This window comes from Salinicola halophyticus (assembly GCF_003206695.1).
GTDB classification, from domain to species: domain Bacteria; phylum Pseudomonadota; class Gammaproteobacteria; order Pseudomonadales; family Halomonadaceae; genus Salinicola; species Salinicola halophyticus.
The window spans coordinates 58,040-76,432 of sequence record NZ_PZJN01000004.1 but is presented as its reverse complement, the minus strand read 5'-3'; the positions used below and the strand labels follow the sequence as shown (position 1 = coordinate 76,432).

18 protein-coding genes are annotated in these 18,393 nt (G+C 62.9%); 5 read left to right on the top strand and 13 right to left on the bottom strand.

Annotation, left to right across the window (positions count from 1 at the left end):
• Positions 1 to 42 precede the first annotated feature (42 nt).
• A complete protein-coding gene (pyrF, locus tag DOM58_RS05595; protein ID WP_110692115.1) occupies positions 43 to 744 on the top strand; it encodes an orotidine-5'-phosphate decarboxylase in 702 nt (233 codons plus the stop codon).
• A gap of 60 nt (positions 745 to 804) precedes the next feature.
• On the opposite strand, the gene lapB is transcribed toward pyrF, so the two are convergent.
• The 3 genes from lapB to DOM58_RS05580 form a co-directional block, all read right to left on the bottom strand.
• Positions 805 to 1,992 (bottom strand): lipopolysaccharide assembly protein LapB, encoded by a 1,188-nt coding sequence (gene lapB, locus DOM58_RS05590; protein WP_075561814.1) that lies wholly within the window; start codon positions 1,990 to 1,992, stop codon positions 805 to 807.
• A complete protein-coding gene (locus tag DOM58_RS05585) occupies positions 1,993 to 2,298 on the bottom strand; it encodes a LapA family protein (protein WP_075561813.1) in 306 nt (101 codons plus the stop codon).
• Between the two features lie 96 nt (positions 2,299 to 2,394).
• On the bottom strand, positions 2,395 to 2,751 hold the full coding sequence (locus tag DOM58_RS05580) for an integration host factor subunit beta (RefSeq protein ID WP_157957501.1): 357 nt from the start codon (positions 2,749 to 2,751) through the stop codon (positions 2,395 to 2,397).
• A gap of 159 nt (positions 2,752 to 2,910) precedes the next feature.
• Between DOM58_RS05580 and DOM58_RS05575 the strand changes: the two genes are divergently transcribed.
• The gene (locus tag DOM58_RS05575; RefSeq protein WP_110692114.1) at positions 2,911 to 3,195 is read left to right on the top strand and encodes an FAD assembly factor SdhE; all 285 of its coding nucleotides are present in this window, start codon (positions 2,911 to 2,913) and stop codon (positions 3,193 to 3,195) included.
• A complete protein-coding gene (locus DOM58_RS05570; RefSeq protein WP_110692113.1) occupies positions 3,155 to 3,565 on the top strand; it encodes a protein YgfX in 411 nt (136 codons plus the stop codon). Before DOM58_RS05575 ends, DOM58_RS05570 begins: the two co-directional genes overlap by 41 nt.
• 275 nt (positions 3,566 to 3,840) lie before the next feature.
• Here DOM58_RS05570 and DOM58_RS05565 read toward each other — a convergent pair whose 3' ends face one another.
• The 4 genes from DOM58_RS05565 to DOM58_RS05550 form a co-directional block, all read right to left on the bottom strand.
• On the bottom strand, positions 3,841 to 4,077 hold the full coding sequence (locus DOM58_RS05565; RefSeq protein WP_075561809.1) for an ElaB/YgaM/YqjD family protein: 237 nt from the start codon (positions 4,075 to 4,077) through the stop codon (positions 3,841 to 3,843).
• Between the two features lie 82 nt (positions 4,078 to 4,159).
• A complete protein-coding gene (locus DOM58_RS05560) occupies positions 4,160 to 4,531 on the bottom strand; it encodes a glycine zipper domain-containing protein (protein WP_075561808.1) in 372 nt (123 codons plus the stop codon).
• Positions 4,532 to 4,641: 110 nt separating this feature from the next.
• Positions 4,642 to 7,773, bottom strand: coding sequence for an efflux RND transporter permease subunit (locus tag DOM58_RS05555; RefSeq protein ID WP_110692112.1), 3,132 nt, complete (start codon positions 7,771 to 7,773; stop codon positions 4,642 to 4,644).
• A complete protein-coding gene (locus DOM58_RS05550) occupies positions 7,773 to 9,032 on the bottom strand; it encodes an efflux RND transporter periplasmic adaptor subunit (protein ID WP_245392169.1) in 1,260 nt (419 codons plus the stop codon). The genes DOM58_RS05555 and DOM58_RS05550 overlap by 1 nt, the downstream gene beginning before the upstream one ends.
• A 172-nt stretch (positions 9,033 to 9,204) precedes the next feature.
• Here DOM58_RS05550 and DOM58_RS05545 point away from each other — a divergent pair, with 172 nt between their 5' ends.
• Entirely contained in the window at positions 9,205 to 10,386 is a 1,182-nt protein-coding gene (locus DOM58_RS05545) for a BaiN/RdsA family NAD(P)/FAD-dependent oxidoreductase (protein WP_110692337.1), read from the top strand.
• 157 nt (positions 10,387 to 10,543) lie between these two features.
• On the opposite strand, the gene DOM58_RS05540 is transcribed toward DOM58_RS05545, so the two are convergent.
• The 4 genes from DOM58_RS05540 to DOM58_RS05525 are packed head-to-tail and all read right to left on the bottom strand — an operon-like array spanning position 10,544 to position 12,547.
• Entirely contained in the window at positions 10,544 to 10,843 is a 300-nt protein-coding gene (locus DOM58_RS05540) for a YqjK-like family protein (protein WP_075561805.1), read from the bottom strand.
• Positions 10,836 to 11,216, bottom strand: a complete 381-nt coding sequence (locus DOM58_RS05535; RefSeq protein ID WP_110692110.1) for a phage holin family protein — start codon at positions 11,214 to 11,216, stop codon at positions 10,836 to 10,838. The genes DOM58_RS05540 and DOM58_RS05535 overlap by 8 nt, the downstream gene beginning before the upstream one ends.
• Positions 11,216 to 11,557 (bottom strand): ElaB/YgaM/YqjD family protein, encoded by a 342-nt coding sequence (locus DOM58_RS05530; RefSeq protein WP_083627740.1) that lies wholly within the window; start codon positions 11,555 to 11,557, stop codon positions 11,216 to 11,218. The genes DOM58_RS05535 and DOM58_RS05530 overlap by 1 nt, the downstream gene beginning before the upstream one ends.
• Before the next feature lie 60 nt (positions 11,558 to 11,617).
• A complete protein-coding gene (locus DOM58_RS05525) occupies positions 11,618 to 12,547 on the bottom strand; it encodes a phospholipase A (protein ID WP_083627739.1) in 930 nt (309 codons plus the stop codon).
• A 324-nt stretch (positions 12,548 to 12,871) separates the two neighbouring features.
• On the opposite strand from DOM58_RS05525, the gene mscK reads away from it, so the two are divergent.
• Complete coding sequence (gene mscK, locus DOM58_RS05520) at positions 12,872 to 16,402, top strand: mechanosensitive channel MscK (protein ID WP_245392168.1); 3,531 nt, start codon at positions 12,872 to 12,874, stop codon at positions 16,400 to 16,402.
• A 35-nt stretch (positions 16,403 to 16,437) separates the two neighbouring features.
• Here the strand turns inward: mscK and DOM58_RS05515 are convergent, their stop codons facing one another.
• Positions 16,438 to 17,187, bottom strand: a complete 750-nt coding sequence (locus DOM58_RS05515; protein WP_110692109.1) for a TlyA family RNA methyltransferase — start codon at positions 17,185 to 17,187, stop codon at positions 16,438 to 16,440.
• Positions 17,188 to 17,194: 7 nt separating this feature from the next.
• Positions 17,195 to 18,391, bottom strand: a complete 1,197-nt coding sequence (locus DOM58_RS05510; protein ID WP_110692108.1) for an ABC transporter substrate-binding protein — start codon at positions 18,389 to 18,391, stop codon at positions 17,195 to 17,197.
• Between the last annotated feature and the right edge of the window lie 2 nt (positions 18,392 to 18,393).

Sequence of the window (18,393 nt, the reverse complement as noted above, 5' to 3'; positions counted from 1 at the left end):
TCGGTATACTCCTGCACGAATTCGATAGCCGGAGCTCTTCCCATGTCTGTTACCGACTCGCCGCTCATCATCGCGCTCGACTACGCGGATCTGCCATCGGCACTGCAATTGGCCGATGCGCTCGACCCTGCTCGGTGTCGAGTCAAGATCGGCAAGGAGCTATTCACTCGGGTTGGGCCTTCCGCTATCGACGCCTTGCATCAACGCGGTTTCGAGATATTTCTGGACCTGAAATTTCACGACATTCCCAACACCGTGGCAGGCGCGGTCGAGGCGGCGGCGGACCAGGGCGTGTGGATGGTCAACGTGCACGCAGCCGGTGGCCGTCGGATGATGGAGGCCAGCGTCGAGCGATTGGCGCAGCGGGGGTTGAAGATCCACCTGATCGCAGTCACGGTGCTGACCAGCATGTCCGACGACGAGCTCGGGGAGACGGGGGTGACGGGGAACGCGTTGAGTCAGGTCGAGCGGCTGGCCAGACTGACTCAGGAGAGCGGATTGGATGGCGTTGTCTGTTCGGCGCGGGAGAGCGCCCGGTTACGCGAGCTGTGTGGCGAAAGCTTTCTCAAGGTGACGCCGGGAATTCGCCCTGCCACAGCCGAGCGGGGCGATCAGCGACGCGTGATGACTCCCGACGCTGCGATGGCGGCCGGCAGTACCCACCTGGTCATCGGTCGAGCGGTAACCCAGGCAAGCGATCCGATGGCGGCGCTGGCGGCTATCGAGCATTCGTTGCAGGGCTGAACGTGACGAGAGCGCGACTGCCATCGAGGCGGCTTGCCGGCATTTCACTGGTTCGACTCGTTATTCGCCTTCCAGTCCGGTGACCGGTTTACAGGTGCCCCAGCTGCGACAGCGTGGACACTGCCACTGGAGCTGTTCGGCGCCAAAGCCGCAGCGCTGACAGCGATGTCGGGGGCGAATGCTCAGCAGTTGGCGAGTATGTTGCTTGAGCAGTTCCAGACGATCGCGCTCTTCGGGGTCACTGTCATCCAGATAGAGATCCATCAGGTAATCGACCCCCCGCAGGCTGGGGTGCTCGCGAAGCTGTTCGCTGACGAACGCGCAGGCGACTTCCGTGCCCTGACGATGTCTCAGCGTATCCGCGGCCATCATCACCACCGTGGTCTGCGGATTGTGCTGGAGCTGCTTCTCCAGAAATTGCCACCAGCCGTCGTCGTCATCGAGCAATCGATAGGCGTCCCGCAGCGGCTCCAGCACGATGGCGGTAAAGCCCGGATCCTGCTCCGGCACGCGCTGCCAGAACCGGGCCGCGTTGCGATACTGCCCGATATCCCATTCCAGTTGCCCCAGCATCCAGTTGGCGCGGATACAGCGCTCGTCGGTCTGCAGCGCCTGCCTCAATGCCTTGCGGGCCAGTGACGGGCTGTTGTCGCAGCGATGCCGATGAGCCAGCTCGCAGTGCCAATGCGCCGCGGCCCGCCGGATATCGGCATCCTGGCGAACCAACTGGGGCTGGGCGGCCTCCAGCGCCTGCGCCCACTCTTTCTCGCGTTCGAACAGATCGACCAGTAGCCTTTTGCCGGCAAGCTTCTGGGCATCCTCGACGTGGCTTTTCTGCAGTGACAGCAACAGACGCTCGGCGCGGTCCAGCAAGCCGAGATTGAGAAAGTCGCGGGAAAGTTCCAGCTGCACCTGGCCGCTCTGTGAGGGGGTCAGGGCGGGGCGGGCGAGGAGGTTCTGATGAATGCGGACGGCGCGATCGGCTTCTCCACGCGAACGATAGAGATTACCCAGCGCGATATGGGTTTCGACTGTATCGCTGTTGACCTCGAGCGCCTGGGTGAAGGTCTCTATCGCACGATCGGGTTGCTCGTTGAGCAGGTAATTGAGGCCGACAAAGTAATCTTTCGGCAGAGATCCCCGCGGCGGTTGAGGCGGAGCGCGAAAGCGCCCCGACTCCCAACGGCCCAGCAACCAGCCGATGGCGATGGCTGCCACCAGCAACGCTAGCAGCAGTACATCGCTCATTCAGGTGCTTTCCTTGAACTCCTGCGTCCGCAGACGATCGAGTTCCTTGCGCTGTTGCTGATTGTGACGTTGGGCGCGGGTCAGAAGGGTGCGCAGGCGCAGGTACATGCCGGTCATGGCCAGCATGCCGAGAATCACGCCGCAGGCGAGTGCCACCAGCAGCCACAGCGAGAGTGACGCTGGCGGCAACTGGAACCAGATCAGATCCAACGGCAGCGGCTGCTGGTTGTTGACCGCAAACAGAATGCCGAGCAGCAGCACGACGATCAGAATGATGGCGAGGATGACGCCTTTGAGCCAGCGCATAGCAATTCCTGGTGACACACCGCTGGCAGCTTTCGCCGCCATTCGATTCCGCGGTGGCAGCCCTCGCCGGAACGATGGCTGCAGTGACTGGGGAGATCAGTAGCCGAGCGCGCGGCTGGCGTTGACCTGTTCGCGTAGTTCCTTGCCCGGCTTGAAGTGCGGGACATATTTGCCGTCGAGGTCCACGGCGTCGCCGGTCTTGGGATTTCGCCCGGTGCGAGGCTCGCGAAAATGCAGCGAGAAACTGCCGAATCCGCGAATCTCGACGCGTCCCCCGTCGGCGAGTGCACTGGTGATGTCGTCAAGAATGACACGCACCGCGGATTCCACTTCCTTGGCCGATAGCTCGGGCCGGCGTGCGGCAATCTGTTCGATCAATTCAGACTTGGTCATCGACATTCTCCGTGAAGCCTCTGCCTGGCGGTGGCGGACGGCATAACGGACGTCCGACATCTATTATTGTCGCTTCAGCATACTTCGCAACTTTTGAGAAAACAACGCATTAGCCGTTGGGCTCCGGTTCGCCGATAGCGGCTGAGATAGCGGCGAAGATAGTGGCAAAGAATCCACATGGGTATAATGCTCTGCAATACACTCGATCGAGGAAAATGCATGCCGGACAACGAAGATGTGATACGCAGACGACTGTACTGGCACTCCCGGCGAGGCATGTGGGAACTCGATCTACTGCTGATGCCGTTTCTCGAAGATTGCTATGACCAGCTGCCGGCGCGGGACCAGGTACTTTACCGGGAACTGCTGGCCAATGAAGATCAGGATCTTTTCACCTGGTTGATGCGCCGCGAGTGGCCGCAGGATCCGGATATGCGTCGCCTCGTCAAGATGATCGTCGAACATGCCGAGACCATCGATCGTCGTCGTCATCAGACGCTCTAGGCTGTCGCTTGCCGGCCAGATTCTGCTGGGGCTGGTTTTGGCAAGCTACGCGGGATGGTGGCTCGATTACCGGGTCGCTGTCGCGGTGGCCTTCGTCGCGATCGGGCTGAGCTACCGGCAATCTCTCGCCGTGCCACGACGGTTTTATCTTCGGTGCGGGCAGACCAATGGACACGCGGTGTGGGAGAGCTCCATCGACGGCGGTCACTGGCAGCCCCGAACGTGCCGAGTCGTGCGCCTGGGCCCGCTGTTGTCGGCATTCGACCTTTCCGGGCAGCGCCTGTGGCTATGGCCCGATAGTAGCGATGCGGATTCTCTGCGCCATCTGCGCGAGACGCTTTGCGAGCAGTCGGAAGGGGTGACAGGGTAGGCCGGAAGGGGAGAAAGGGTAGGCCGGAAGTGTCGACAGGCTAGGTTGGAAGGGTCAGCAGGGTAGCCCCGCAAGGGGCGACAGAGTAGAAAGCACCGCCTCATGGGAAGCGTTCACTGACAGACGGAGCCCGACGATATCGATCATGACGATTCGGCCGTTGTCGCGTGGCATCCACCAAACCCTCGACGGCCCCGTGACTTGCCACGAAGGGGCGCCACGGAGCCGTCAGAGGTCATACTATCTTGCCGTCAGGCCGATGAAAGGCCGGAGACTTAGCGTCGGCCGGCGAGGAAGCCAATAGCAAATCCTGCCAGCGCAGCAACGCCCATGCTGCTCCAGGCATTGCGATGCACGTAGTCATCAGTATCGCGCCAGGCTTCTTCGGCGTGTTCCGCCAGCTCGTGGCTGACGTCATCGGCACGATGGCGTGCGCGGTCGAGACTCTGGCGTCCGCGGCGTTTGGCATCCTGATAATGGCGGCGAGTGTCTTCGCGATAGTTGCGGCTCATGGATCATCCTTAATCTTGAAAATGGTGAAGGGTTAGTGAATATACAGTCGGTGGCACCGACCATTGGCGAAAAGAGGAGCGGTCAGCGCCGGGTCAGCAGCAGCGTCAGAAGCGCGCCACCCAGCGCGGCGATGCCGACACTCTGCCACGGCTTGCGTTGCACGAATTCATCGCAACTTTCGCGGGTATCGGTAATCTGGTCGTCCAGCCTGCGACGAGAACGTTCGCCCCAACCCTCATGCGCCAGATAGGCCGTGGCATAGGCGGGCGGCTCGTCGATGCTTTCTTCCAGCGGATCCGCTGCAGCGTCCCGAGGATCCAGGTCCGCAGCCAGCTCGGGCTCCTCGCGGATAGGGTCGTCACCCAGATGAGGGGCACGCTCGGCGGCGATTGCCATATCGTCATCGATACGGCCTTCCCCAGCTGTCTTGTCGTCACGATGGAACAGACTCATGTTCACTCCTCCGGCTCGATGAAACGATCTCTCCGCGGTTTTTGCAATAGCATTCGTCTCGTTGATCCGCTTTGCAACGACGCCATCGTCTCAGTGTAGTCGCAATTCCGTTACTCGCTAGGACGGCCGGTAGCGGAATTGTCGGGCTGCATCTCGCGATCGAGGCGTCGGCCGACGTCGCCGGGAGACCCGGTGTTTCGAGTCAAAAGGTCGTAGGCCACCGGAACGATGAACAGCGTGAGCAGGGTGGCCACGGCAACGCCGCAGAAAATGACGGTGCCGATGACGATGCGTGATTCGGCGCCGGGCCCGAACGCCAGGATCAAGGGTACGGCGCCGGCCATGGTGGTGACCGTCGTCATCAGGATCGGCCGGAGCCGAGTCACCGCGGCCTCGACCAGCGCATCGGCGAAAGCCAGCCCTTCGTCGCGCAGCTGGTTGGCGAATTCGACGATCAGGATGCCGTTCTTGGCTGCCAATCCGACCAGCATGACTAGCCCGACCTGGCTATAGATGTTGAGCGATTGCCCGCTGGCCCATAGCCCCAGCAGCGCGCCGCTGATCGCCAGCGGCACGGTGAACATGATCACCAGCGGATGGATGAAGCTCTCGAACTGAGCGGCGAGAACCAGGAACACCACGACCACGCCCAGAATGAGCAGGAACGTGGTGGCGCCGCTGGCTTCCCGATAGTCGCGAGAAGGCCCCTTGTAATCGATGACCGCCTCGCTGGGAAGCTCTTCGGCGGCGATCCGTTGCAGGTAGTCGAGCGCGTCGCCGATCGCCACGCCATCCTCGAGGTTGGCCTCGAGCGTGATCGCGCGCATGCGGTTGAAACGATTGAGCTCGCTGGCACCGGCGAACTCGGACACCGAGACCAGACTCGCCAGCGGAATCAGCTCGCCGCTGACGGCCGAGCGCACCTGCACGTTGTCCAGCGTGCTGGGCGCGCGCTGGCGGTCATGCTCGCCCTCGACGATGACATCGTACTCTTCGCCATTGTCGACGTAGGTGGTGACGTTGCGTCCGCCGAATAGGGTTTCTAGCGTGTTGCCGATGGTACTGACGGTCACGCCGAGAGCCGCCGCGCGGTCGTAGTCGATCTGAATGCGCAGTTGCGGCTGGGTCTCCTTGTAATCGCTGTCGACCGCCTCGAGGCCGGTATCGCCGTCGGCGCGAATACGCGTCAGCAGCCGATCGCGCCAGTCGACCAGCTGATCGTAGGTGCTACCGCCGATGACGAACTGGATCGGCTTCTCGACCCGGCCACCGAAGCCCTGACGCATGACCGGGGTGGCGGTGACACCGGGCAGGCCCGACAGTCGGTGTTTGACATCGGCCATGATCTCCCAGGCGGAACGCCGTTCGCCCCAGTCATTGAGCGTGACGATCGCGATGCCGTCGTTGAAATTCTCGACGTTGCCGAATCCACGTGGACCGCGGATCGAGAGCTGCTTGATATCGCCGGTGTCGACCAGCGTCATCAAGCGGGTCTCGATTTCATCGTAGTAATCCTGCATGTAGTGAAAAGTCGCCCCGGGCGGCCCTTCGATCAGCACGAAGAAGTTGCCGCGATCCTCCTTGGGCGTGTACTCGTCGGGCAGCTGCTGAAAGAGCCAGGCTGTCAGCAGCAGCACCAGCCCGAACAGTCCAATCACGATCCAGCGCCAGCGCAGCGCCCAGCGTAGACAGTGCCGATAGATTGCTTGCGAGCGATCCAGCAGCCAGTGCACGCCGCGGCTGACACGACTCTCGTGCATCCGCGCGCTGAGCAGCTTCGAGCACAGCATCGGCGCCAGCGACAGCGCGACCAGACACGAAATACCGACGGCGGCGGCGAGCGTCAGCGCGAATTCCGAGAACAGGCGGCCGATGTCCCCCGGCAGCAGGCTCAGCGGAATGAACACGGTAATCAGCACCAGTGTGGTGGCGATGACGGCGAAACCGATCTGTCGGGTGCCGCGGTAGGCGGCGACTAGCGGTGTCTCGCCGTGAGTCACCATGCGTCGGTGCACGTTCTCGATCACGACGATGGCATCGTCGACCACTAGCCCGATCGACAGTACCAGTGCCAGCAGCGTCAGCAGATTGAGGGTGAAGCCGAACATCGCCAGAAAGATGAAGGTGCCGATCAGAGAAATGGGGACGGTCACCGCCGGTACCAGCGTCGTGCGCACATTGCCGAGAAACAGAAAGATCACCACGACGACCAGCGCCATGGCGATGAACAGGGTCGACACGACTTCATGTAGCGCGCCGGAGACGAACACCGACGAATCGAAATTGAGCGACAGCTGCATGCCTTCGGGGAGCGTCGACTGAAGTCTGGCCATTTCCGCCTTGGCGCCGTCGGCGACCTCCAGCACGCTGGCGGTGGACTGCTTGATCATGCCCAGGCCGACCATCGGCATTTCATTGCCGCGATATAACGAACGTTCCTCGACCGAGCCGACCTCCACCCGGGCCACATCCGACAGCCGCACCAGATAGCCGTCCGCGCCTCGCGAGATCACCAGATCCCGGAAGTCGGCGGCGGTGGTGAAGCTGCGCGGAATACGCAGCGTGAACTGGCGATCGCGGGATTCGAGAAATCCGGCCGGCAGCTCGACGTTCTCGTTCTCGAGCGCGTCGGCGACATCGTCGACGGTGAGCTGGCGGGAGGCGAGGGCGTTGCGGTCGATCCACACGCGCATCGCATACTCCTTGCCGCCGCTCAAACGTACCCGCGCTACGCCGTTCTGGGTCGAGAAGCGATCGACAAGATAGCGATTGGCGTAATCGGTCAACTCGGGAATGGAGTAGCCCTCGCCGGAGAGCGATAGCCAGATGATGACGTCGTCGCTGCTGTCGCTCTTCTCGATCTCCGGAGGCTCGGCCTGATCCGGCAGATTGTCGGCCACCGACGAGATGCGGTCGCGGATATCGTTGGCTGCGCCGTCGATGTCGCGATCCAGCGAAAACTCGACGTCGATCTCCGACTCACCGTCGGCGCTGCTGGATTCGATCGAAACGATGCCCTCGATGCCTGCGATGCGGTCCTCGAGTAGCTGGGTAATGCGGGTCTCGACCACGCTGGCGGAGGCACCCGGGTAATTGGTTTCGATACTGACGATAGGCGGATCGATCGCCGGATATTCCTGCAGCGGCAAGCGCTCCATGGCCAGCAGGCCGAAGGCGATCAGCAGCAGCGAGACGACCGTGGCGAAGACCGGGCGGCGGATCGATATATCGGAAATCCGCATCAGTCGTCGGCCTGCGATTCGGTAGCCCGGGATTCAGATGTCTGTGATTCGAGTGTCTGTGGTTCGGGTGTCTGGGATTCGAGTGCCTGGGATTCGGAAGTCTGTGACCGAGAGGCCCGGCGCTGACGTTCCAGCACGTCCTTGATATCGCCCGTGCCGACATCGGTGGCGATCAGTTCGACGGGGTCGTCTTCGCGGACCTTGAGCGTGCCGTGAGTGACGACACGCTGGCCGCTATCGAGGCCGTCGACGATCTCGACCTCGCCTTCCCGGCGTTCACCGGTGGTCACCTCTCGGCGGGTGACTCGAGGCGGCTGGCCCGCTTCGATCAGCCACACCGTCTGGCGTTCGCCGTCCGGAACCAGCGCGCTCTCCGGTATCGTCAGCGACTGTCGCGCGGGCTGGTTGAGCTTGACCTCCATCAGCATGCCCGGCAACAGCCTGCCGTCGGGGTTGGGAAGGTCGGCGCGAACCACCAGGCTGCGAGATACGGGGTCGATTCGCGTACCGAGCGTCGCGACCTCGGCGCGGAACACATCGTCGGGATAGCTCGGCGTCGTGGCACTGAGCGTGAGACCCCGGTGCAATACCGATAGCAGCGTTGCCGGCACGGTGAAGTCGAGCTTCATGGTATCGAGCTTGTCGAGCGTGACCAGATCCGTCCCGGGAGTGACCAACGCGCCGACGCTGATGTTGCGCAGACCAACTGTGCCAGCGAACGGCGCCTGTAGACGATGGTCCGCCAGATGGGCCCGAATGGCGTCGATCTCTGCCTCGCTCTGGCGCACCTGGGCGGCGTTGTCTTCGAGCGTGGCGCGAATCCCCAGGTTGCGATCCTGCATTTGTTGAGCGCGGTCGAGCGCACTCTGGCGCTGTCCGAGGAGCGCTTGGGCGGCGCGCAGTTCAGCCTGGGCCTGGTCGTCATCGAGCTGGACCAGCCACTGCCCGGCATCGACGTGATCGCCATCCTCGAAATTGAATGCGCGGACGGTGGCGGTCAGCGTCGAGGAGAGCGTGACGCTTTCGTCCGCTCTCAGAGTGCCCAATGCCTCGACCGGGTCCTGCCAGGTCGAGGCGCTGACCGTCGCGCCGATCACGGCAATCGGCGATTCAGCCTGGGCCTGGGCGTACGCCGGACCGAACAGCAGCACGGCGGCAGTGGCCAGGTTAAGTGTCGTCAGGCTCAGCAGCGTCGATAGCGGCGTAGCACGCTTGCGAGAAAAGAAGGCCGTCGAGAGAGCCGGCGGTATCATTGTCATAAAAGGCCGATGTCTGCGCTGTGCTACAAGGAATCAAAGGGCATTGCCGATGCGATGTGCTATGAAGTTTCGCTTCTCGTTAGTACCTTACCGTCCGTCAAATGAAAAGGCCGTATCGAAAAACGGCTCTGTTAGAATGCTCCCCCCTCAGCAAGCCAAGGTCGATGTGGAGATGAGAACCTACGACGTCGTGATCGTCGGGGCTGGCGCTGCCGGCTTGATGTGCGCGCTGACCGCGGGCTATCGCGGCCTGCGGGTAAGGGTCGTCGACCACGCCAACAAGGCCGGCAAGAAGATCCTGATGTCCGGCGGTGGCCGCTGCAATTTCACCAATCTCGCGACCACGCCGGCGCACTTCTTTTCGCGCAATCCTCACTTTTCCATTTCGGCATTGAAGCGCTACACGCCGCAGCATTTCGTGGAGTTGATCGAGCGTCACGGGGTCGACTACGTCGAAAAGGCACCCGGGCAGCTGTTTTGCGCGCATTCGGCCAAGGATATCGTCTCCGTTCTGATGACCGAGTGCGAATGGGCCGGTGTCGAAGTCTCTCTCTCCACGTCGGTTGGCAGGGTCGAGCGTTGCGGTGACGGCATGCGGCTCGAGATCGACGGCCGCAGGGTGGACGCTGGAGCCGTCGTCGTCGCCTCCGGCGGTCTGTCGATCCCGACGCTGGGAGCCAGCGGCTTCGGCTACGACGTGGCTCGTCAGTTCGGTCTGGCCGTCACCGAGACGCGAGCGGCGCTGGTGCCGTTCACGGTGACATCACAATGGAAGACGTCTCTCGCCACGCTGGCCGGGCTGTCATGCCCAGTGGAAGCACGCTGCGGCGAGGGGAGCTACCGCGAGCCGCTGCTGTTTACCCACCGTGGGATGTCGGGGCCGGCAATGTTGCAGGCCTCGAGCCACTGGCAGCCGGGGATGCCGGTGTCGATCGACTGGTTGCCATCGATTGCGGTGGCCGATACGTTGAGCGCTTTACGGCGCGACTCGCCACGGCGGCTAGTCGGCACCTGGCTTGGCGAAATGCTGCCCAAGCGGCTCGCGCAGGCGCTGCTCGAATGGCAGGGATGGAAGGACAGAACGCTGGCCGAGCTCTCCAACGCCGATATCCAGGCGCTGGCCCAAGGGCTCGAGGCCTGGCAATTCAAGCCGGCGGGCACTGAAGGGTGGCGCACGGCGGAAGTCACCATGGGTGGCATCGACACCGATGCGGTGTCGTCGAAGACCTTCGCCGTCAACGCCGTTCCTCAGCTCCATTTCATCGGCGAAGTGCTTGATGTCACCGGTCAGTTGGGTGGCTTCAACTTTCAGTGGGCCTGGGCTTCCGGCGTGGCGTGCGGCCAGGCCGTCTAACAGCCGAATCGACGGCCGAGCCGGTAAGGCGGTGCTTTCGAACTGTCGATCAAAGCTGTCGATCGACGTTCGATCCGCGAGCGTGTTGCCCCATTAACGAAAAACGGCCACTGATCTGCAGTGGCCGTTGGAAGCTTCGCTGAAACGCTGTCGCCGGTCAGCGGTTACGTCCCCGCGTCGCTCGATAGAGCGCCTTGCCGCGGTTGTACATCATGAGTCCGGTCAAGCCGCGCCTGAGCAGGCGTCCGGTGGCGCGTGGCTTGCGTGCACTACGCATGGCCAGTAACCCGCCCGCGGCCATCAGACCGACTCGCCAACTCATCAGCTTTTCCCAGGCGTGGTCGATCGGCGCCGTGGCATCACGCCATTCCCGCATCGCAGACGTCATGTCGAGGCGATTCTGAAGAATTTCATCCTCGAGATCGTCGATCTGCTGCTGCCGAGTGCGTTCAGTCATGTGATGGCCCCAACGACTGTCGATCCTGATCCAGGTGATGCAAGGTCGCCGCCATCAGCTTGCGCTGACTGGCCACCTTCTTGGCAGCGAAGATCAAGATGCCCGAAATCACGAAGAGTACCGCCGAGCAGATCGCGATAGCTTGCAGCCGGTTGTCTTCCCAGTACACCACCACGATCAGCAGAAGCAGCATCCCGATGGCGAAGGAGAGCATGATCAGCCCCGCGCCGGCGAGCAGCAGCAGCTTCAGCAGGCGTTCGCGCTCGGCTTCCCACTCGACGACCGCGAGACGCAGCCGCGTCTCGCCACTGGAAATGAGATTGCTGATCAATCGCCGTGCGGCGGTGATCACGTTCTCAGCCGGCCCCGCCATTAACGGCGCCCCAGCAGCAGCCCCAGCACTACGCCGGTGGCTGCGCCGATTCCGATGCTGGTCCACGGATTGTCGTGAACATAGCGATCGGTGGCATCCATCTGCTCTCGAGCATTGGCGTAGATTTTCTCGCCACGGGCTTCCAGACGCTCGCGAGTGTCCTGCAGGCGCTGCTGAGCGCGTTCGCGAAGTTCAGCGATATTACCGCGAGAGTCATCCGCGGTGGCGTGGATCAGTTCCTCGACCGTGTGCGACAGATTGCGCAGATCTTCCTTGAGCTGCTCGGTAGAAGCTTCGCGTTCACGTTCGGGGCCGTTGCCGCCGATGGATTGCATGGTCATGGTTGTCTTCCTCTGACAGTCGATTGGCGTTCACTAGCATAGTCATGCTGACTGCTGCCATCAACGCATGCCGGGAATCCCGGCTAAAAAGGTGTTGATGCTGAAGCCTAGTCCAATACGCTGCACGTCGTGGTCGTAGTCGATCAGACTCTCGCCGTAGCCCTTGTAGTACTGTACATAACCACGGACCTTGCCGAACAGCGGGAACGAATAGTCGAGCTGGCCACCATAGTTCGACTTGCCCGGATTGCCGCGAACCATCAGCGAAACTTCCTGATCGCCGTACGCGCGCACCACGGTCAGGTCACCGTAGCCGATGTAGTTCTCGAGGTCGGGGTTGTCGTCCTCTTCATCGTTTTCGGGGATGCGCCAGTGCGGGGCGACACTGACGGCCCAGTCGCCACGCTGGAAGATCGTCTCGGCATAGATTCGGTTCCAGCTGCGCGAGAGCGGGTCCGAACGGCCATTGGACTGATGCGCGAAGCCGACCCGGTTGATGGTGTTGGTCCAGCCCAGCACCGTCCAGCGGTTATCGAAGCTCACGAAGCCTTCAGGCTCGTAGTTGGTCTCGCGAAAGGGCGCGGACGCTTCTGAGTTGTAGGCCTGCCACCAACTGCGTTGGGTATAGGCGAAATACAGATCGCCATTCTCTCCGAACATGTCATCGAGCAGTTTGATCTTGAAGCTCAACTGAAACTTGATTTCCGAGTTGTCCACATCACCCTCGGACGTGATTTCACGGAAATCCGACTTGTCCGGATTGGTGTTGTAGGTCCAGGGCAGGAAGTAGTTGCGGCGATAGGTGGTGATCGCCAGCGGGTTCTCCGCGGTTTCCGCTTCGAGATCGCGGCGTACGTCTGCCTGCTCGTTCGCTCGTTGAACCGGATCGACGGCGGGAGCCGGTTCCGATACCTGTGCGGTCGCCAATGGCGTGGTCAGCATCCCCAGCAGTAGAAGACTGGTATGGCGCAGCGAGCGAAAAGGCGTCATAAGACTGTCCTGTCAAGATGATCCAATAGGTGGAAGCGCGATCAGAGCGAGAAAAACCGGGCTTCCTGGCAAGTAGTGTCGATTTCTAGCATGTCACCGCCTTAAGTCAAACTCGGTTGACGAGAAGACGAACACCTCGGAATCCGCACCGGCTGGCGGTAAACTCCGGATTCGGCGGCAAAACCCACCGCATAAAGGCAATGGTGGCCGCATGAACGAAGTTGACGAGGAGAGGGCATGTCGGATTATCCGGCCAGAGATGACACTGTCAGACGACCAGGATCTCTTCAGCAACCGCTCGAATCTGCAAAGGCGATTGACCTGATGGCATCGACCCCGGCCCCCGCCCGCTGCGACGCCGGTACGACCGGCACCCGCGACGACGACGTCTCCGCCGTTCTCGGCAGAGCGGCTCAGCGTATCATGTTCTTGGCATTGGTAATGTGCATACTGATGGCAAGCGTTGTTGCTTCGGCGCAACAGACGGACAGCCTGCCGACCCGGGCCAAGCTCGAGGCCGAGCAACAGAAACTCGAAAAGGTCGAAACGCCCGACGAGCAGCAGCGCACGGACCTCGAGAATCTACGTGCCGCGCTGGAATCGCTGGACTCACTGGAGTCGCTGCGCAAGGAGCTGAAGACGCTCGAAAGCTCGGCGCAGCAGGCACCCCAGCGCATTCGCGAACTCGAACGTCAGCTCGCCGGGTTGAGCGATAGCCAGTCGCCCGAGGCCGATGCGCTGGATCGGCTTTCAGTGGAGGCGCTGGGCCAGAAGACCTCCGACTCCCTGGATCAGCTCGAAACGCTGCAGAATCAGCTGGCGTCGGTGAATGCGCGGCTGATCAGCGCGGAAACGCTGCCTGAGCGGGCACAGTCGGCCATTGCCCAGGCGATGGCCGATGCGGAACAGGCCCGAACTCAGCTCCAGAGGCCGGACGACGACGTCAGCCAGAGCCCCACCTTCGACCCGGGCCAGGCTCGCTATCAGCTGGCGCTGGCACTGGCGGAATTGCAGGCCGAATACCACCGTCGGGAACTGGCCAACAATACGCAGCTGCGCGAGCTGGACACCCAGCGCCGCGATCTGCTTCAGCGTCAGGTGGCGATCGAAGAGGCCCGTTTGAATGCGCTGCAGGAGGCGCTCGATCGTCAGCGTCGAGCCGAATCCGAGAAAGCGGTGGCCGACATCGGCGAAGAGGGCAGCGCGGCGATCAAGGCGCATCCGGTGTTGCGCGATATCCAGAACACCAACCGCGATCTCAGCAACCGTCTGCTCGAAGTGACCGACCGCACCAACGAGTTGATTCGACAGGCCATCGATACCCGCTCGCAGCTCGATCGGGTGCGTCAGGTCAAGCGCACGCTCAACGAGCAGATCGAGGCGATTCGCGGCAGTCCGCTGCTATCACGAATTCTCGACGAACAGCGCCGCGCGCTGCCGGATGTCGACCAGTTGGGCGGGCTGCAGGAGGAGATCGCCAAGACGCGGTTGAGCCAGTTCGATCTGGTGGATCAGCGCGACGCGCTCCGCCACCCGCGGGCCCAGGCGGAGAAGAGCCTGGCTGCCACCGATATCGAGGTGACGCCTTCGCTGGTCGATGCCCTGACCAAGTTGTTCCAGTCGCGTAGCGAGGTTTTGGAGCAGCTCGATCGCGAGTACGGCAGTCTGCTGACGGTGGCGATCGATCTGCAGCTCAACCAGGAGCAGCTGGCGGGGCTTACCACGTCGCTGCGCGGCGCGATCGAGGAGCAGCTGTTCTGGGTTGCCAGTGCGCGACCGCTGACCTTCGGCTGGTGGCGCGATGCGCCCGCCATTGTGGCCAGTCAGGTCAAGCAGGGGGCCTGGAAAGACGCGTTGGCCAGCTTCTGGCAGGTGCCGGACTTGCGTGCGTTGGCGGTCATCCCGGTGCTGTTGCTGACGGCCACGCTGCTGCTGGTAAGGCGCCGGATCAAGGTACGTCTGCTCAACCTGCATGAGCAGATCGGCCGGTTGAAGCGCGATACGCAGATGCATACGCCGCGTGCAATTCTCTACAACGCCCTGCTGGCGGCGCATGGGCCGTTGATGCTGGCGGTGGCGGGCGGCCTGCTGCGACTCGGCAGTGACGATTTCGCCGAGCGCGTGGGCGAGTCGATGCTGCTGCTTGCATTGGCCTGGGGCGTGCTCGGTTGGGCGCGGCGATTGCTGGTATCGGACGGTGTCGCGACGCGCCATTTCCATTGGTCGGTCGGCTATGTGGCTCGGCTGCGGCGGTTGCTGTTCTGGCTGGGCATCTCGCTGATCCCGATCATCCTGATCAGCGGCACCGCGCCCGGCAGCCAGGCCGAGCTATCCAGCCGTCCGCTGTTCCTGCTGTCGCTGTTGGTGGGCCTGCTGGCGATGAGCTGGATCCTGGTGCGTCTGATTCTGGCCCACGTGCCCTATTTCGGTCTCAAGCTGTTTCGGCTGCTGCTGGGTCTGGCGCTGGCGCTGGTGCCGTTGGTGCTCGCCGGGCTGATCGCGCTGGGCTATGAATATGCGGCTCTGCGCCTGATCGGACGGTTCATCAATTCGCTGTACATCTTCGGGCTATGGATTCTGGTCGAGGCCACGGTCGTTCGCGGGCTCGCCGTGGCGCAGCGCCGGCTGGCCTATCGGCGTGCGGTGGCGCGTCGACGCGCGCAGATCCAGGAGGGTGCCGAGGGCGGCCTCGAGGTGATCGAAGAGCCGCCGCTGGATATGGAGCAGGTCAATCAGCAGTCGTTGAGGCTGTCGAAGCTGATCCTGTTCATCGGCTTTACCTGCGCCTTCTATCTGATCTGGTCGGACCTGCTGGAAGTGTTCACCTATCTCGACCATGTCAGCGTATGGGAGATCGAGCGCGGCCAGGGCGAGGCCATGACTCTGGACCCGATCACCGTGGCGGATGTCATCATTGCGCTGATCACCGTGGCGTTGACCATGATGCTGGCGCGCAACCTGCCGGGGCTGCTGGAGGTCATGGTGCTGTCGCGGCTGACGCTCAAGCAGGGCAGCGCCTATGCGATTTCGTCCCTGCTCTCCTACATCATCGTCGGCACGGGCGTGGTGATGTCCCTGGGTACGCTGGGGGTGTCGTGGGACAAGCTGCAGTGGCTCGTCGCGGCCCTGGGTGTCGGGCTCGGGTTCGGTCTGCAGGAGATCTTCGCCAATTTCATCTCGGGCCTGATCATTCTGTTCGAACGCCCGATGCGGATCGGCGACACCATCACTCTCGGCCAGCTCCATGGCTCCGTCAGCCGAATCCGGATTCGTGCCACCACGGTGATCGACTTCGACCGCAAGGAGATCATCATTCCCAACAAGACGTTCGTCACCGACCAGCTGATCAACTGGTCGTTGTCGGACAACGTCACCCGAGTGGTACTGACCTACGGGGTCTCGCACGGCTCCGACCTCGACGAGGTGCATCGGCTGATGCGTCAGGCGGCGGACGAGAACCGGCGAGTACTGCGCGACCCCGAGCCGCAGGTGTTCTGTATCAGTTACGGGCCGACCGCGTTCAATTTCGAGCTGCGTATCTTCGTCAACGATCTGCTGGATCGGCTCTACGCCAGCGACGAGATCAACCGCCGGCTGGATCGGTTGTTCAAGGAGCACGGCATTCGCGTGGCGTTCAACCAGATGGATGTCTGGCTGCATGGCGACAATGGTCAGGTCGCCAAGGTCCAGAGCGCCAGCGGAGACGACGCGACGCTGGGCTCGGCTTTCGATTCGAACGCCCGGCCGCCTCATTCCCGTCGCATGCCCAGCGGCGACGACGGCCACCTGGGAGACAGCGATGTCGGCGGTCCCGGCCACGATGGCGGTAGCGACGGGGGAGACGGCGGACGGTGATCGCGGCGCTGGCGACCGGCGTGGACTGGCGTGAGTCAGCGTCGCCGGGCGTGGAGCAGGAACTCACGGTTGCCGTCGCCGCCCCGGATCGGGCTCTCCTGCCAGTGATCGACGTCCAGGCCCTGATCCTGACACGCTTGGTGCAACGTGCCGGCGACGACCTTGTAGAGGCCCTCATCCCGCACAATGCCCCGCGGATCGACCTTGCCGGGGCCGACCTCGAACTGGGGCTTGACCAGTGAGTAGAGCTCGGCGCCCGGTCGCAGTAGCCGCGCGATCTCGGGCAGGATCAGCGTCTGCGAGATGAACGAGACATCCATCACCACCGCATCGATGCCCGCCGGCGCCAGGGCTTCCAGCTGCGCGGTGGGTAGCTGGCGGGCGTTGACGCCTTCCAGGCAGGTGACTCTGTCATCCTCGCGCAGCGTGGCGTCGAGTTGCGCGTGCCCGACCTCGATGCCAATGACCTGTCTGGCGCCGTAGCGCAGGGCGCAGTCGGTGAATCCGCCGGTGGATTGACCGATGTCGAGGACGCAGAGGCCGTCGAAGCGGCGGCCCAGCGTTTCCAGCAGCGATTCCAGCTTGAGCCCGGCCCGCGAGACATAGCGCTCTTCGGGTGCATCTTCGATGCGCAGCGCCGTGGTTTCCGGCAGCTTCTCGCCGGGTCTGGTGGCCACGCGCCACGTCGTTCCGTCGTTGATACTGACATGACCCTGACGAATCAGGCGCTGGGCGCGGGTGCGAGAGCGTGCGTGAGCGGTAACCAGTTGATCGAGTCGTTTCATGGATGGCTCAGGGTTGGGAAGCTTCGGGCAAGGAAGCGGTGGGCACTGGAGTGGGAGAGAAGGGAGCGGACGGCTCCATCGGCCCGTCGGTAAAGGTCGAGTGATTGTCGAACGCTTGCTGCCACTGCTCCAGCAGCGTCTGGCGCTTGAGCGTATCCAGTGTCGCCAGCAGACCCGGGCCGATCTGGACCGGGCGAATCGCATCGCCCAGCCGGGCCCTGAGATCTGCCGCGGTGCCGGCACCGTCGATGCCCGGATGAACGGCGCCCAGCGTGGTGTGGGAGGCGAGCAGGCGCTGGGCCGGTGCGCTCAGCAGGTAGTCGATGAAACGCCGCGCCGCCGCGGGGTGCGGCGCCTCTCGAGACATCATCACCAGACGCTGCAGGACCAGGGCATAGTCCTGAGGCACGACCATGACCAGTTCAGGGTGCGTGGCGACGTAATCCTGCACGTAGGAGCCGATCAGGTTGTAGCCGATCCAGTAGCGGCCATCACTGAGCCCCTCGAGCATGGCGCCGGTAGTCGTCTCCAGGGCGCTATGGCTTTGGCCCAGCGCCTCGACCAGGTCCCAGTAGCGGGCGGAAATTCTGGCATCCTCGATGGCATAGGTATAGCCGGCACCGCTACGGCGTGGATCATAGGTGACCACCCGGTGCTTCAGAACGTCGGCGTGTTGCTGCAGCAGGTTCAGCAGCTCGGCATGGCTCGTGGGTGGCGCCATGCGCTGGGCCAGGTCGCGGCGGTAGACCATGACGATGGGTTCGAACGTGAATCCGAACAGTTCCTGGCGCCAGCGCGCCCAGCTTGGCCAGGCGGCAGCAGCGGGGGAGTCCAGCGGTTCGGAAAGGCCTTCGTTGGCGAGTTCGTACTGCCACGGCATGGCCGGTGACATCAGAACATCGGCGCGGGGAGCATTGCGCTCCTGCAGTACCCGGGCGTGCAGCGCCAGCGTTTCCAGATTGTGGTACTCGATCTCGATATCCGGATTCCGTTGATGGAAGTCTGCCAGCAGGGGGCGCACTTGGGGCGGATCGAGTACGCCGTAGATAGTCAGCGGCTGCGACGAAGCGGTCTCTGCCGCGACGTGCAGCGTTCTGGCCTGGGCTGTCGTCACCAGGGCGAGCGCTGCCAGGCCGACGGTGATACGGACCCAAAAGACAGCGACACGAGTCAGGTCGATGGCGCCGCGCCGGATTCGCGTCATGG

Excerpts from the sequence above, each read along its gene's own strand:
- pyrF (WP_110692115.1), top strand. The coding sequence starts at position 43 with ATGTCTGTTACCGACTCGCCGCTCATCATCGCGCTCGACTACGCGGAT.
- lapB (WP_075561814.1), bottom strand. The coding sequence starts at position 1,992 with ATGAGCGATGTACTGCTGCTAGCGTTGCTGGTGGCAGCCATCGCCATC.
- DOM58_RS05585 (WP_075561813.1), bottom strand. The coding sequence starts at position 2,298 with ATGCGCTGGCTCAAAGGCGTCATCCTCGCCATCATTCTGATCGTCGTG.
- DOM58_RS05580 (WP_157957501.1), bottom strand. The coding sequence starts at position 2,751 with ATGTCGGACGTCCGTTATGCCGTCCGCCACCGCCAGGCAGAGGCTTCA.
- DOM58_RS05575 (WP_110692114.1), top strand. The coding sequence starts at position 2,911 with ATGCCGGACAACGAAGATGTGATACGCAGACGACTGTACTGGCACTCC.
- DOM58_RS05570 (WP_110692113.1), top strand. The coding sequence starts at position 3,155 with ATGCCGAGACCATCGATCGTCGTCGTCATCAGACGCTCTAGGCTGTCG.
- DOM58_RS05565 (WP_075561809.1), bottom strand. The coding sequence starts at position 4,077 with ATGAGCCGCAACTATCGCGAAGACACTCGCCGCCATTATCAGGATGCC.
- DOM58_RS05560 (WP_075561808.1), bottom strand. The coding sequence starts at position 4,531 with ATGAGTCTGTTCCATCGTGACGACAAGACAGCTGGGGAAGGCCGTATC.
- DOM58_RS05555 (WP_110692112.1), bottom strand. The coding sequence starts at position 7,773 with ATGCGGATTTCCGATATATCGATCCGCCGCCCGGTCTTCGCCACGGTC.
- DOM58_RS05550 (WP_245392169.1), bottom strand. The coding sequence starts at position 9,032 with ATGACAATGATACCGCCGGCTCTCTCGACGGCCTTCTTTTCTCGCAAG.
- DOM58_RS05545 (WP_110692337.1), top strand. The coding sequence starts at position 9,205 with ATGAGAACCTACGACGTCGTGATCGTCGGGGCTGGCGCTGCCGGCTTG.
- DOM58_RS05540 (WP_075561805.1), bottom strand. The coding sequence starts at position 10,843 with ATGACTGAACGCACTCGGCAGCAGCAGATCGACGATCTCGAGGATGAA.
- DOM58_RS05535 (WP_110692110.1), bottom strand. The coding sequence starts at position 11,216 with ATGGCGGGGCCGGCTGAGAACGTGATCACCGCCGCACGGCGATTGATC.
- DOM58_RS05530 (WP_083627740.1), bottom strand. The coding sequence starts at position 11,557 with ATGACCATGCAATCCATCGGCGGCAACGGCCCCGAACGTGAACGCGAA.
- DOM58_RS05525 (WP_083627739.1), bottom strand. The coding sequence starts at position 12,547 with ATGACGCCTTTTCGCTCGCTGCGCCATACCAGTCTTCTACTGCTGGGG.
- mscK (WP_245392168.1), top strand. The coding sequence starts at position 12,872 with ATGGCATCGACCCCGGCCCCCGCCCGCTGCGACGCCGGTACGACCGGC.
- DOM58_RS05515 (WP_110692109.1), bottom strand. The coding sequence starts at position 17,187 with ATGAAACGACTCGATCAACTGGTTACCGCTCACGCACGCTCTCGCACC.
- DOM58_RS05510 (WP_110692108.1), bottom strand. The coding sequence starts at position 18,391 with ATGACGCGAATCCGGCGCGGCGCCATCGACCTGACTCGTGTCGCTGTC.